This is a genomic window from Capnocytophaga sp. oral taxon 338 str. F0234 (genome assembly GCF_000192225.1).
GTDB lineage: Bacteria > Bacteroidota > Bacteroidia > Flavobacteriales > Flavobacteriaceae > Capnocytophaga.
In genome coordinates this window covers 1,689,448-1,705,013 of sequence record NZ_GL872413.1, presented here as the reverse complement: position 1 = coordinate 1,705,013, position 15,566 = coordinate 1,689,448, and the positions used below count along the sequence as shown (strand labels likewise).

Sequence of the window (15,566 nt, the reverse complement as noted above, 5' to 3'; positions counted from 1 at the left end):
ACCCCATGAACAAAAAAGAAAAAATACGCTTTATTATGGATACTTTGGAGGAACTATATCCTAACCCTCCTATCCCTCTTAATCATAAGGATCCTTATACCTTGCTTATTGCAGTTATCCTTTCTGCCCAGTGCACTGATGCTCGGGTGAACCAAATTACGCCTTTGCTTTTTGCTCAGGCTGATAACCCTTATGATATGGTCAAGCTCACTCAAGAGGAGATACGCCAGATTATTAAGCCTGTGGGACTCTCTCCTATGAAGTCCTATGGTATCTATCACCTCTCCCACATCCTTATTGAAAAGTATCAAGGGCAAGTACCTCAGTCCTTTCAAGCATTAGAAGCCCTCCCTTCTGTAGGACATAAAACAGCAAGTGTGGTTATGAGTACTGCCTTCGGGGTGCCTGCTTTCCCTGTGGATACACATATCCATCGGATGTTACAGCGTTGGGAAATCTCCGATGGTTCCTCCGTAGTGCAAAGTGAAAAGGACGCAAAAAAAGCCTTCCCTAAGCACAAATGGAACAAACTCCATCTGCAGATTATCTATTATGCCCGAGAATACTCCCCAGCACGCAATTGGGATATCTTTAAGGATATTATCACCTGTAAGATAAAAGGTAAAGATGAAAAATAAAAGATTACTTTTTACTTAACTTAACTAAAAAGGAGGCTATCAATTTCTTGACAACCTCCTTTTCGAACAATAAAAACAAACATTATTTCTTATACTCCTCTCTGAGCTTCTTAGCCGTTGCTACCATGGCGGATAATGCTAATTTGGTTTCCTCCCAATGGCGTGTTTTGAGTCCACAGTCAGGATTCACCCAGAGATTTCTGAAAGGGATCACAGCAATAGCTTTCTTCATTAGGTGGTAAATTTCCTCCTCAGAAGGCACTCGTGGGGAGTGAATATCATATACACCAGGACCTATTTCATTTGGATATTTGAAATCGGCAAATACATCCAAAAGTTCCATTTGAGAGCGAGAGCATTCAATAGTAATCACATCGGCATCCATATTGGCAATAGCTTCTATCATGTCATTGAACTCAGAATAGCACATGTGGGTATGGATTTGTGTTTTGTCCTCCACTCCTGAGGCGGAAATACGGAAAGCCTTAATAGCCCAGTTGAAATAATCCTTCCACTCATCTCGTCGCAAAGGTAATCCTTCACGGATAGCAGGTTCGTCTATCTGGATTATTTTAATGCCTGCTTTCTCTAAATCCATCACTTCATCGCGGATAGCAAGGGCGATTTGGTAACAAGTCTCCCAGCGAGGTTGGTCATCACGTACAAAAGACCACTGGAGAATGGTTACCGGTCCTGTAAGCATTCCCTTTACAGGAAGCTTGGTCAGGGATTGTGCGTACTTGCTCCAACGCACTGTCATAGGATTGGGGCGGGAAACATCTCCGAAGATAATAGGAGGCTTTACGCAGCGGGAACCATAGCTCTGTACCCAGCCGAACTTGGAAAAAGTATAGCCATTGAGCAGCTCTCCAAAGTATTCCACCATGTCATTACGTTCAAATTCTCCATGTACCAACACATCAATTCCTGTTTGCTCTTGCCAACGGATGGAGTCCTCAATTTCTTTTTCAAGAAGGCGGTCATATTCTTTCTCGCTAAGCACTCCTTTCTTGAAGGAGGCTCTCCAAGAACGTACCTCTTGTGTTTGTGGGAAGGAGCCAATGGTAGTGGTAGGGAAAAGGGGCAAGTGTAGGGCTTCTTCTTGCATTTTTCGGCGGATAGAAAAAGGACTCTTGCGCTTGCTGTCACTCTCAGTAATCTTTTTTACACGCTCTTTAACTTTAGGGTCATGAATTAGCGGGGAAGTCTTGCGATTCTCAGCAGCTCGCTTGTTTTCTTCAAAAGCAGCTTTTACCTCTGGACTAAGATCATGCCCTTGAGCAAGGGTTTTAAGAGTAGAAAGTTCCTTTACTTTCTGTTTGGCAAAGGCAAGCCATTGCTTGATCTCTGCAGTGAGCACCTTTTCATTATTTTCATTCTCTAAGTTACAAGGTGTATGTAGCAAGGAAGAAGAAGTACCAATAAGTAAGCGGTCATAACCGATAACCTCCTGTGCCTTCTCTATAAGGGCGAGAGAATGCTCAAAATTGTTTTTCCAGATATTACGACCATCTACCACTCCTAAGGAAAGCTTCTTGTCCTTATCAAGTGCCTTAAGTACCCCATCTAACTGTGCGGTAGCACGAACAAGGTCAATGTGTAATACGTCAAAAGGGAGAGACACTGCTAAAGAGGTATTATTATCCAAGGCTCCAAAGTAGGTAGTTAGAATAAATTCTGTTTTAGGGAACTTAGCCTTAAGCTCACCATACACCTTTCGGTAGGTTTCCTCAGCCCCTTGGGGAAGGTCAAGTACTAAGTAAGGTTCATCTATTTGGATGCTCTTAGCTCCTGCATCCACAAGGCTTTGTACAATCTGTATATAGACAGGGAGCAGGCTTGTTGCAAGCTCTAAGCGATGGAAGCCAGCCTCCTTTTCTTTCCCTAAGAGCAGGTAAGTAACCATGCCTAAAAGTACGGGTTTGGTCTCAAATCCATGTTTTTTAGCCAAATTATATTCCTTCAAAGGCTTGTTCACCTTCAAGGAAAAGGTTTGATTTTTGGTAAATTCAGGAACAATATAATGATAATTGGTATCAAACCATTTGGTCATTTCTGAAGCAGTAACATCTATGCCATCTTTTTGATAACCACGGGCAATGGCAAAATATTGCTTAAGTTCACAGAGTTCTTTGGTAGGGGCAAAACGCTGAGGAATAGCATTTACTGTAAAGGAAAAATCCAATACTTGGTCATATAAGGAAAAATCATTAGAAGGGATAAGATCTATACCTGCTTCCTTTTGCAAGCTCCAGTTATGGACACGGATTTTCTCTGCAACCAAGAGGAGTTCCTCCTCACTGAGATTACCTTCCCAAAAAGCCTCATTGGCTTTTTTTAGCTCGCGCTTCTCTCCAATACGCGGATAGCCTAACACATTTGTTCTCATATTCGCTTTATTTATTTATTATTATTTAATAAGGATAGATAATCCCTTTTTACTTTTAGGGTGCAAAGATATAATATAATATTCTAATATCAAAAAAAAATTCAAAAAAAAATTCTAATCAAATAGAATTCTTTCAGAAACAATAATAGAAATAAGGAATATTGATAATATTTAAATATATGGTATGAGAAAATATATATTATATGGATATTTAACTATTTAATTAAATTATCTATAATATATTGGAACAAAATGAAGTTATGAACAAAAAATAAAGGTTTTGAACAGTGATTGTTGGTAAAAAATAATTAAGATTAACATATCCTTAGAAATTAATATGCGTGAAATTTACGAAATTTGTACCACAAAACCATTGATATAATTATACATAATAAAAGATGAAAACAGTTAAACATTGGCTGAGCTTGTGGGCATTCTTTATGATAGCCACCCTCTCGGCACAAACAATCACAGGAACCGTGTTTGATGGTGAAGAAAAAGGACCTCTTTTAGGGGCAAACGTCCTTATCAAAGGAACTACTCATGGAACTTCCACCGATGAAAAAGGAAAGTTCACCCTTAAAACTACTCAGAAAAAGGGAATCTTAGTTGTCTCCTTTGTTAGTTTCAAAACCAAAGAAGTACCTTTTACTATTGTCAAAGGAAAGGCTTCTGTACAGGTAACTCTTATGCCCGATGCAGAGGAACTTACCGGATTGGTGTTCACCGGGAACACCTTGGTGGATATGGCAAAAGAACGCAAAACACCGGTGGCGGTCTCTACCATCCGTGCTGCTGAAATTACCAGCAAGTTAGGAAATCAGGAATTCCCCGAACTACTGAACAAAACCCCTTCGGTATATGCAACTAAGTCAGGTGGTGGCTACGGAGACTCTAAAATTAATATCCGTGGCTTCGGTAATGAAAATATCGCCGTGATGATTAATGGAATGCCTATTAATGACATGGAGAACGGTAAAGTATATTGGAGCAACTGGGCAGGAATCTCCGATGTAACCTCCTCTATGCAGATACAGCGTGGATTGGGTGCCTCTAAGTTAGCCATTGCCTCTGTAGGAGGAACTATCAATATTGTAACCCGTGCCTCCGATATGAATGAGGGAGGTACTGTATCTGCCGCTTACGGAAATGACGGATTCTACAAAGGATTGGCTGCCTATAATACAGGGAAAAGTAAAAAAGGATGGTCTACTTCTGTCCTACTAAGCCGTACTGCAGGAGCTACCTATGCGGAAGGAACTAAGTTCGAAGCCTATAACTACTTCTTCGCTTTAGGGTACGCCCCTAATGATAAGCATGCCTTTCAATTCATGTTCACAGGAGCCCCTCAATGGCACCACCAGCGTAGCAACCATATCTCTATTCAGGATTATCTGAAGTATGGAAAAGATGGAGAACCTAATCGCCGTTATAATTCCGACTGGGGATACTATAATGGTAAGGAATATAGCTTCCGCCGTAATGTATATCACAAACCTGTGATAATGCTTAATTGGGATTGGAATATAGAGGAACGATCCACCCTTAGCACCGTAGTATATGCTTCCTTCGGTCGTGGGTCAGGAACTCGTGATGCAGGAGGTGCTTGGACAGGAACCCACCGAAATGGCAGACCTACTATGCTGAATGCTTCTAACTTTAGAACCCCTGACGGACTTATGGATATTGAAAGAATGGTTAGGTATAATCAAGGAGAAGATGTCTCCACACCTAATCAACATGTTGAACTCCATGGAACTCCTTATGTAGCCAATGCAACTCGTAAGGTAATCAATTCCAATAACCAAGAAATGAACGTTACCGAAGGTTTCGCTCGTAAGGCTTCCGTGAACTCTCATAATTGGTTCGGATTCCTTACCAATTTCAATCATAAGCTCTCTGATCATCTATCCTTCAGTGTTGGACTTGACGGCAGGTACTACAAAGGGTATCACTATGAAGTGGTAAGTGATTTCTTAGGAACAGATTTCTACCGAGATGCTTCCAATAGGAATATTACCATCCCTCGTAATGTAACTCACTCTATCTCTGACAGACCTTCCTTTAACCCTTTTGGAGGACGTATAGAAAATCTGGATGACCAGATAACCTTCAGTAATGATGGTAATGTACGCTGGCTAGGGGCTTTCGGTCAGGTGGAATATACCAATGATAAGCTCTCCGCCTTTGCTCAATGGTCAAGCTCTATGCAGGCTTACCAGAGGATAGACCATTTTCTCAAAGAAGGTACTCTCGCCCTTAAAGGAAAACCTGAAACAGCTATGCAAACTGAGACCACCTATAAGAATATTCCTGGATATAACATGAAGGCTGGGGCTAATTATAATCTTGATAATCACCATAATGTGTTCGCTAATATAGGTTATTATTCCCGACAACCTTTCTTCAACTCAGTATATCCTAACTATAAGAACTTTGTTAACCCTAATCTTACCAATGAAAAGATATTTGGAATAGAGTTAGGCTATGGTTTCAAAAGCGAAAATATCGCTGCCAATGTAAATCTGTATCGTACCTCTTGGAAAGACCGTTATGTACGTCGTGATAACCAATGGGACAGAAATACACAGTACTTTTTTGAAATGCTTGGGGTAACTGAAATCCACCAAGGGGTGGAAATGGATGCTACTTATCGTATCAATGAGTTAGTCAAGGTTAATGGTATGTTCTCTTTTGGAGATTGGTTCTACCAAGGAAAAGCCCAAGTGAATACTTTCCTTAGTGCAGATAATACCGAATATACGCTCTCAGGAAAAACAAGTAACCAGTTTGATGTGGATTTGGATAAAATAAAAGTAGGGGACTCTGCTCAGATGACCGCTAATCTCGGAGTGGTGGTAACTCCTATTGATAATTTCAATATTGACCTAAGTTGGCGCTATGTCAATAACCTATATGCAAGGCTGGATGTTGCCTCCTTGAGTAGTGCAAGTAATACCAATAGGGAAAGTATTAAGCTCCCTCAGTATAACCTTTTTGATGGAGGACTTTCTTATAAGTTTGCTTTCGGAAAAAAACAATCCATTACTCTTTTAGCAAATGTAAATAATATATTGGATACTACCTATATTTCTGAATCCAATACCAATATTCATGCTACCAATACCAGTAAGACTTACAAAGGTATAGATGTGGCTAATAAAGTGTTCTTTGGCTTCGGTCGTACATGGAATGTGGGTGTAAAATACCAATTTTGATATGTTTTCATCAATAATTAAATCAGAAAAGCTGCCAACTGGGCAGCTTTTCTCCTTTTTATTATGAATGTATGAAATGTATACTTTTTACTTAAACCATGATTTTATCCTATTGAAAAATCCTTTAGGGAGCACATCAATCCCTAAGCCAAAGTTACTATCCCCTATGCGATGATAATCCTCTTTGATTGGCTGGATATTCTCTAAGGTAATTTCAACATTTGTGAGTGGGTCATAGGAAATCTCTACCTTCCCTGAACTCTTCTCAATAGTCTTTTTACTGGAATAGGAGAAAAAGTCATTGGAGAGTTCAAGCTCTTGTGTGGTATATTTTTCCTTCGTGTTAATAGGCTTATCAGCATAGAGCTCAATGAGGTAATGTTCGCTATCATAGTTATGCCAATAGCTGCTATCCTTATGGCGAAAGTCTATAAGGTCTTTTTTCAGTACACTATGGTCAAAGTACATAAGGAACTCTTCTCCTTCTTTGTTGGTGAAATAAGGATTAAGAATAGTAGCTTCATAACCAATGGTAAGTTCATTTTCTTCCTTGTCATCTTTCTCTATCTTAATGCTTACATCCTTGAATATCTCACGAATATCTTGCTCACTTCGGTCATTGACATAGTTCAGGTTATAGAAGAGGAAGCGATTCCAGCCATCTATGAGTTCCTTCTTGTTCGTTTGCTTAAAGTAGTTCCTCATATTGTTGGCACGGTTATAGCGATAGGTAGTATGTAAGGTTATCTTTCCTTTTCCTTCTTTGACCACTACCTTTACATGTTCATCTATACAAGGTAGGGCAAAGTGAGTAGGCTTACGCACACTAAGGGTTGAATTCTCCTTGATTTCCATGTAATGACAGAAGCTAAGTACCGTTCTTTTCTCTAATCTTCCAAACTCATTACGTGAGGTAGCATCTATGAAGTAATCCTCTCCTTTGTAGTGAATTTTTACAATTACGTGATTGAATGAGAGTAGGGAAGGAAGGTAATATTTTAAGTAAAAGTCAGCATTATAATTCACCAATACTACACTGGTCTCCACCCCTAAGTGGTCAAGAATAGTCTTCAGGAGTACACACTTAGCCTTACAATCCCCTTGCTTGTTATGATAAGTAATGGAAGGCTCCTGAGGCTTATGACCATTCATCTCATCGGCATTGTAAGTATAGTATATATTATTCTGTACATATTCAATGGCAAACTGTATTTTCTCATCTAAGGATGAGAATTTATCTAATTTTTCTACCAAATCCGGAGCAAAATCCTTCAAATCGGATGACTCCAATACATCTTTATATAAGGGATAAATATAATTGGAAAGGTCTTTCCAGGTACTCTCTGTAGCGAAGTCTATAAAAGGAAATATCTCTCTATTAGGGTCTACAGGGTTGATATAATCGGTATGCTCAATCTCTAATACTTCTCCCTTGTCCAAATATTTAATGGGCTGCTCTAAAGCGTTCCCCTGTTCATCTCGGAAGAAAAATTCTTTATAGGCTACTTTCTTTTGGCGATTGTTAATGAATTTGTAGTGGTATTTTCCATAGGCCCAATAGGTGTCAGGAGTAACATATATGTGTTTTACAAAATCACGACGAACGAACTCCTTCTCGGAGAACACTTTTGTACGTGAATCCTCCAAAATGAGAATATCATATAACCTGAGATCTCGAATAGAAATATTTATTTTCTTGGATTTGCTTAATACACCTCCATTACTATTGTTTTCATTATCAAGAACCTTTATATTAGTATCGGAGAGCTTATCTATATAAATACCATCACGAATAACAGCGATACGGTTGATTTCGTAATATTCATTCTCTTCCAAAACCATATCATTCACCGAGGCACGTTCTAAGTTCTCTGGTTGAGTGAGGGTGTATGCCATCAGAGCATAATCGGTGTTTTTCTCATCATCTACATAGAAATATTTGTTAAGAAGATAACAAAAATCTCTTCCTTCGTCTATCTGTTCTGTGGCAAAATCTGAATCCTTGCATAAGTCTATAATCTGCTCATTGGTCAAAGTAGCTGCCCATTCAGGAGCAGGCGCTATCTTATACCCTTGTTCTACTTCCATTATTAAATTTTTTATGTTTTTTTAAATAATTTTAATATTAAGGTTATTAACTCAGAAGCAAAGATAATTAAAAAATATCATTGCATAGGTAGAAATAATTATTTTATCAAAATAATTAACAATTCATATAAACACATTAATTTTTATTTTGTTTTGCTTAACAAAATAATATCTAAATATATCAAGACGCTTATTTCCCTGCTTTGAGAGCAGCTATTGTTTCTTCTGGATTAGGAGCATTGAATACAAAGCTACCTGCAACTAGTACATCGGCTCCTGCTTTTACCAGTTCAGGAGCATTGGTAGCATTAACCCCTCCATCTACTTCTATGAGTGTCTTGGCATGGTTCCTTAGAATAAGTTCCTTTGCTTGTCGCACTTTCTTATAAGTGTTCTCTATAAAGGACTGTCCTCCAAAGCCAGGGTTTACACTCATAATAAGGAGCAAATCCACTTCTGTAATAATATCCTCCAGAACGCTAATAGGTGTGTGAGGGTTTAGGGCAACTCCTGCCTTCATCCCTTCTTGCTTGATAGCCTGCAGGGTGCGATGCAAGTGCACACAAGCTTCATAATGTACTGAAAGAGTCGTACTTCCCAGCTGAGCAAAAGCATGTAGGTATCGGTCTGGGTCTATTATCATCAAATGTACATCCAAAGGCTTTTGAGCATATTTGTGAATGGCTTTTACCACAGGCATACCATAGGAGATATTAGGGACAAATACACCATCCATTACATCTATATGAAACCAATCTGCTTGGCTACGGTTGACCATCTCTATGTCCCTTTGTAAGTTAGCAAAATCAGCTGCTAATAGGGAAGGAGCAATAAGCATATTTAATCTAAATTAGAGTGTTTTTTAATTCAGTTACAAAGATACGTTTTTTTTCGAGGAATCAAAATAAAATATGAAAAAATGTCATATTCTTAAGTAGGCATACTTTTTGAAATGCTTACTCTCCTAAAGTTATTCTTTTCAATTTATGATACAAAAAGAACATTATCCTATAAGTGGTATGATGTGTGCCTCTTGCGCTATTACCGTTGAAAAGGTACTGCAACAGGCTCCAGGCGTTAAAGAAGTAAGCGTGAACTATGCCAATCAAAAGGCAAATATCACTTTTGACTCTCACATAACCTCTGCCCAAGCACTTAAAAAACTCGTTATTGATGCGGGCTATGATATGGAAATCAATGCCCTTAGTGAGCAAGATCTCAGGGCAAAGGAACAAATACGTTACAGGGCATTACAGCGCACCTTCTGGGGAAGTTTGCTTTGCTCTTTACCCGTCTTTGCCATCGCTATGTTTCATCTGCATTTTCCTTATAGTGATTATTTACAAGCCGTTTTAGCAACTATAGGGCTGTTTTTCTTTGGTAAACGTTTCTTTGTGGGGGCGTATAATCAATTAAAACATCATACTGCTAATATGGATACCCTGGTGGCGCTCAGCACCTCGGTGGCTTACCTATACAGTCTCTCAAGCCTTGTTTTTAGAGAATTCTGGCAAAGACAAGGAATCACCCCACACTTATACTTTGAAGCCGCTGTGATGATTATCTCCTTCATCCTACTGGGGAAGGTGCTGGAAGAATCTGCCAAAGGACGTACCTCTGAGGCAATCCGAAAGCTCATGGGACTTAAGCCTACTTCTGTATGGGTTAAGAAGGATAACCAATGGCAGGAAATACCCATTGATCAGGTGCAAGTGGGAGATGTTTTATTGGTAAAAGCAGGACAAAAAATAGCCGTAGATGGTCAGGTAACCCAAGGAGAAACCTTTATAGATGAAAGTATGATTACCGGAGAATCCTTGCCTGTCAAAAAGACAGTGGGGGATACAGTTTTTGCGGGAACTGCCAATGGACAAGGCAGTATTCAAATGCATGCCGAAAAGATAGGAGCACAGACCCTTCTCTCCTCCATTATTAAAGCTGTAGAGGATGCACAAGCAAGCAAGCCTCCCGTACAAAAACTTGTGGATAAAATTGCCGCTCTCTTTGTCCCTACTGTGATTGCGATTGCCCTATTGACTTTCTTCTTATGGTTACTTCTGGATAAGGAAAATGGATTCTCTCATGGACTGCAAGCCTTCGTTAGTGTGTTGGTCATAGCTTGTCCATGTGCCTTAGGATTGGCAACCCCTACTGCTATTATGGTAGGAATAGGTAAAGGTGCCGAGAATGGAATCCTTATCAAAGATGCGCAAAGTATAGAATTATCTAGCAAAATGAACGCTGTCGTACTGGACAAAACAGGGACTATTACTCAGGGAACTCCTACAGTAATATCTGATTTCTGGACAGATAAGCAGAAATATTTACCTGTATTATATAGCTTAGAACTACACTCCTCTCATCCCTTAGCTGAGGCGATTACTACCTATTGGAAAGGTACAGAACCTGTAGAACTTACTCAAGTAGAAGAGTTCGCAGGAGCAGGGGTACAAGCCCTTTGGGAACAAGAATGCTACCGAGTGGGAAGCTTGCAGTGGATTCAGGAAAATAATATTCCCCTCTCTTCTGATTTCAAAGAGAAAATACAGACCTACACCGTAGAGGGAAGCTTGGTGGTACTTGCCAGCAGTAAGGAAGTATTAGCACTTATATTCATAGCTGACCAAGTGAAAGATAGTTCCGCCAAAGCAATAAAAGCATTACAAAAACAAGGAATAGAGGTGTATATGCTTACAGGGGATAACCTACAAACAGCCAATATCATTGCTCAAAAGGTAGGAATCTCTCACGTAAAAGCACAAGTAAAACCCGCTGATAAACAGGATTTCGTAAAAGAACTCCAAGCACAAGGTAAGATAGTAGGTATGGTAGGCGATGGTATTAATGATAGTCAAGCCCTTGCCCAAGCCGATGTAAGTATCGCTATGGGAAAAGGTAGTGATGTTGCTATGGAGGTAGCACAACTGACAATTATTTCCTCTGACCTACTTAAAATCTCTAAAACGGTCAATTTGTCAGTGGAAACCTTGCGCACAATTCGGCAGAACCTCTTCTGGGCATTTATCTATAACCTTATAGGGATTCCTATTGCTGCAGGAGTACTTTATCTCTTTGGAGGAGGACTACTTAACCCCATGTATGCAGGAGCGGCTATGGCTTTCAGTAGTGTTAGTGTAGTAACCAATAGCTTACTCTTAAAACAAAAGAAAATATAAAAACAGTTATTTTGTCACTATACATGGTTAAAATTCTTTAATTAATGATAATTTGGAATGATTTTTGTTAATAATATAAGTTACCAATTTATTTTACATGGGGACACTTAGAGTTTGTCCTCCTAAGGAATATTGAGTTTATTTAATTAATAATTAATTATGAGTGTTTTTGAATTTAAAACTAATTTCAAATGTCAAGGTTGCGTGGATAAAGTAGGCAAAGAACTTGACAAAAATGGGCAAATTACCTCTTGGAAGGCGGATCTTACCTCTTCAGATAAGACTCTTACTGTAGAAACTTCCCTTTCTGCCTCAGAAGTAGCTAAAATAGTAGAAAAAGCAGGTTACAAGGCAGAACAAAAGTAAGATTAATCATCAGTCATTAACAATTTATCATTATAAATGAGACAGCTTAAAATTACCAAACAGGTTACCAATAGGGAAACTGCCTCTTTGGATAAGTATTTGCAGGAGATAGGTAAGGTGGACTTGATTTCTGCAGATGAAGAAGTGGAACTGGCTCAACGTATCAAAGCAGGGGATAAAGTCGCCTTAGAACGACTTACAAAAGCCAATTTACGATTTGTGGTCTCTGTAGCTAAGCAATACCAAAACCAAGGACTTACCTTGCCCGACCTTATCAATGAAGGAAATATGGGACTTATTAAGGCAGCTCAGCGATTTGATGAAACTCGTGGATTTAAGTTTATCTCTTATGCTGTTTGGTGGATTCGTCAGTCTATTCTACAAGCATTAGCCGAACAGTCACGTATTGTCCGCTTGCCCCTGAATAAAATTGGTTCTATTAACAAAATTAACAAAATGTATGCCTATCTTGAGCAAACTCATGAGCGAATTCCTTCCGCTGAAGAGATTGCAAGAGAATTGGATATGTCCGTAAGTGATGTGAAAGAATCTATGAAGAATTCAGGACGACATATTTCCATGGATGCCCCTTTGGTAGAAGGAGAGGACTCTAACCTATATGATGTCTTACGTAGCGGAGAATCCCCCAATCCTGATAAGGAACTTATGCATGAATCCCTTAAAACCGAGATAGAACGTGCCTTGGAAACCCTTACTCCGCGTGAGGCAGATGTCATACGGCTCTATTTTGGATTGGGAGAGAATTATCCTATGACTCTTGAGGAAATAGGGGAAACCTTTGAACTTACTCGCGAACGTGTTCGCCAAATCAAAGAAAAAGCCATCCGTAGGCTCAAACATACTTCCAGAAGTAAAATCCTGAAAACTTACTTAGGATAATCTTGCTTAATAAAATTATTTTTTTTGAATTGTTGATTTTACGAAAGGGGGAGCAGATATTTCCTGACCCCCTTTCTGTTTTTTACTGAATCTACTAAGAAAGAACCTATTGACCTATCTACAAGTAATAGGTTTGATTCTTATTGATACGGTTACTTCTTAAAAAGAGATAGGAAAAAAAGAGAGGAACAGGCGAAAATTTTCTTATAAATTGTTTAAATTTATTTGTCTATTGAAAAAAAATGATTAACTTGCGCCTTGTTATTATATCTTTTAAATGAAGTTATTAAAGTATCTTACTAATATTTTATTAATTACCTTTCTGATAGGCTGTTCAACTACAGCCGATACTTATTATAACCGACAATTTCGTATGATTCCTACGATGTATAACGTGTTATATAACGGAAATTTAGCCTTAGAAGAAGGTAAAAAGGAAATCGCTGAGAAACACGCTGAAAACTATTTTGAAATCCTTCCTGTGGAGCCTGAAACCTTATCGGATGAATATTTCCTTTCAGGGGAAGGAAACAAACATTTTGACCGTGCTGAACAGAAAGCAATTAAGGCAATTCAGCGCCATTCTATGGTCTTTGATGGAAAGCAAAAAAACCGAAAAATTGATGATGCTTATATGCTCTTGGGAAAGGCTCGTTACTATAATGGTCGCTATATCCCCGCTTTAGAAGCTTTTAACCACTTGCTAACTAATTATGGGCAAACCAACCAACGCTATAATGCTGCCTTTTGGAGAGAAAAAACACTTATTCAATTAGGTCGTGAGCAAATGGCGATTACTGATGTACATAAAATGCTCTCAGAAGAAAATCCGAAACGAAGAGAACGTGCCAACCTACATGCTATCCTTGCTCAAGCCTATATCAATCTTAAAGAATATCCACAAGCCATTGAAACTCTTAAACTTGCCAGTGAAGAAACTAAAGAAAAAGCCCAAAAAGGTCGCTATCTTTTCATTACAGGACAGCTCTTTGAGGCTATTAATCAAAAAGACTCTGCTCAGGTATATTACCAGAAAACCATTGATCTTAACTGGAATATCCCCCGCCGATTATGGGTGGAGGCTCAAGTAGGAAAAGCTCGTACCCAAACACTTTCCCAAGAGGAAAAACTTACTTATTCCAAGCAGTTACAGAAAATGGAGAAACTCTATGAACATAAGAACTTGCTTGACCTTATCTATTTCCAACATGGGGTATTCTTGGAAGGAGAACAAAAAAATAAAGGAGCAATTAAGTATTATCTGCTCTCTTTGGACAAAAATAAGGAAAATGAGGGACTCAAAAAACGTACGCATGAACACTTAGGAGAACTTTATTTTAAGGAAAAAAAGTATCCCCTTGCTTATTCCCATTATGATAGTACTTTGGTGTATACCCCTAAGAATACATTAGAATATCTCTATATGAGAAGGAAAAGGGATAACCTCTCTCAAATTACCTCCTTTGAAAATACTATAGAAAAAGCCGATAGCCTCTCCCGTATTATGGCTATGTCTAAAGATGAAAAAATTGCTTTCTTCCAGAAATATTTGGATGATAGAAAGCAAACAGCTAAGAAGAATGAAGTTAAGATTACCAACTTTGGAAAAACCGTACAGAACCAAGCACAACTTCCTCAGGATGGTTTTTACTTCTATATACCTCAGGCAGTAGCCTACGGTAAGCAACAGTTCATTGAGCAATTCGGTGACCGCCCCTTAGTGGATAATTGGCGTTGGTCAAGCCTTATAACCACCAAGCAAACTGCAGAAGAACAAGCAGAGAGTCCAACCACTCAACCCCCTTCTCCTCAAGATTTTATAGAAAAGTTGCCTTCTGAAGCACAAATGGAACAACTGCGAAAAGATAGAGAATTAGCTCTCTATGGAGTAGGAGAACTTTATTGGGAGAAATTCAAAGATGACAAATTGGCACAGGAACGCTTTGCTCGCCTGCTCTCTATCACTCAAGATGATAAGCTTAAGGAGAAAACATTGTATCAACTCTATAGAATCAACGAAGAAAAAAATCCGACAGAAGCAGTCTCTTATAAGAATCGGTTAGTGAATCAGTATCCTCAATCAATATATGCAAAAATTATTTCAGGAGAGGCTAATACGAATGAAATAGAACTGCAAAAACAGTATGATTCTCTACAAAAACAGCTGGAAAACCAACAATATCAAGAGGTGATTGCTTATATTGATACTCATAAGCCTCAGTACGAAACCTCTCCTGAGGCTCCCAATTGGGAAATACTTCGGGCAAAAGCTTTGGGTCGCTTAGAAGGAAAAATTGCTTATCAGAACGAACTGGAACGTATTGCTCAGGAATATCCTAATACCAAACAAGCAGACCAAATACAAGAGATTCTTAAGAAACTCAAAGAAGAGGAAAATAAGCCTGCTTTTGAATCCGATGAAAAAGCTTCTTCCTGGAAGGTGGTAACCCCAGTGTTGGATGAGCAACAGCTAGAGACCCTAAAGAATTATTTGGAGGAAAAGGGATTTGCTTACCTCTCTTTAAGCCAAGATGTATATGATGCTAATGAACAATTTACTGTAATTCACGGATTTATGACCAAGCAAATGGCTGAGAGTTTTGTAGAAAAATATATTCAATATCAGGTAGAACAACAAGAACAAGCAGAAAAAGAACAAAAGAAAAAGAAGGAAGAAAAAAATGAAGAAAAAATAACTGCATTTAAAGAATTTTTTGTAATTTCGTCTGAGAATTATAGGATTATTCAGATGTATAAAAATAAAGAAGATTTTTTTAAAAAAAATAACTAA

9 protein-coding genes are annotated in these 15,566 nt (G+C 38.6%); 6 read left to right on the top strand and 3 right to left on the bottom strand.

Translation table 11 applies throughout. The annotated features are described in order from the left end of the window. Positions 1 to 5: 5 nt before the first annotated feature. The gene (gene nth, locus HMPREF9071_RS07740; RefSeq protein WP_009746058.1) at positions 6 to 638 is read left to right on the top strand and encodes an endonuclease III; all 633 of its coding nucleotides are present in this window, start codon (positions 6 to 8) and stop codon (positions 636 to 638) included. A gap of 82 nt (positions 639 to 720) precedes the next feature. On the opposite strand, the gene metE is transcribed toward nth, so the two are convergent. Beyond that, positions 721 to 3,027 carry a 5-methyltetrahydropteroyltriglutamate--homocysteine S-methyltransferase gene (gene metE, locus HMPREF9071_RS07735; protein ID WP_009746057.1) on the bottom strand — a complete coding sequence of 769 codons (2,307 nt, stop codon included), beginning with the start codon at positions 3,025 to 3,027 and terminating at the stop codon, positions 721 to 723. A 398-nt stretch (positions 3,028 to 3,425) separates the two neighbouring features. On the opposite strand from metE, the gene HMPREF9071_RS07730 reads away from it, so the two are divergent. Next, complete coding sequence (locus tag HMPREF9071_RS07730; protein WP_009746056.1) at positions 3,426 to 6,245, top strand: TonB-dependent receptor; 2,820 nt, start codon at positions 3,426 to 3,428, stop codon at positions 6,243 to 6,245. 87 nt (positions 6,246 to 6,332) lie between these two features. Here HMPREF9071_RS07730 and HMPREF9071_RS07725 read toward each other — a convergent pair whose 3' ends face one another. Both HMPREF9071_RS07725 and rpe read right to left on the bottom strand, forming a co-directional pair. Continuing rightward, positions 6,333 to 8,333 carry a hypothetical protein gene (locus HMPREF9071_RS07725; RefSeq protein ID WP_009746055.1) on the bottom strand — a complete coding sequence of 667 codons (2,001 nt, stop codon included), beginning with the start codon at positions 8,331 to 8,333 and terminating at the stop codon, positions 6,333 to 6,335. 190 nt (positions 8,334 to 8,523) lie between these two features. Then, entirely contained in the window at positions 8,524 to 9,171 is a 648-nt protein-coding gene (gene rpe / locus HMPREF9071_RS07720) for a ribulose-phosphate 3-epimerase (RefSeq protein WP_009746054.1), read from the bottom strand. A 148-nt stretch (positions 9,172 to 9,319) separates the two neighbouring features. On the opposite strand from rpe, the gene HMPREF9071_RS07715 reads away from it, so the two are divergent. The 4 genes from HMPREF9071_RS07715 to HMPREF9071_RS07700 all read left to right on the top strand — a co-directional run bounded on the left by HMPREF9071_RS07715 (position 9,320) and on the right by HMPREF9071_RS07700 (position 15,566). After that, positions 9,320 to 11,509, top strand: coding sequence for a cation-translocating P-type ATPase (locus tag HMPREF9071_RS07715; protein WP_009746053.1), 2,190 nt, complete (start codon positions 9,320 to 9,322; stop codon positions 11,507 to 11,509). A gap of 159 nt (positions 11,510 to 11,668) precedes the next feature. After that, entirely contained in the window at positions 11,669 to 11,875 is a 207-nt protein-coding gene (locus HMPREF9071_RS07710) for a heavy-metal-associated domain-containing protein (RefSeq protein WP_009746052.1), read from the top strand. A gap of 36 nt (positions 11,876 to 11,911) precedes the next feature. Beyond that, complete coding sequence (locus tag HMPREF9071_RS07705; RefSeq protein ID WP_009746051.1) at positions 11,912 to 12,775, top strand: RNA polymerase sigma factor RpoD/SigA; 864 nt, start codon at positions 11,912 to 11,914, stop codon at positions 12,773 to 12,775. A 277-nt stretch (positions 12,776 to 13,052) separates the two neighbouring features. Continuing rightward, positions 13,053 to 15,566, top strand: a complete 2,514-nt coding sequence (locus HMPREF9071_RS07700) for a hypothetical protein (RefSeq protein WP_009746050.1) — start codon at positions 13,053 to 13,055, stop codon at positions 15,564 to 15,566.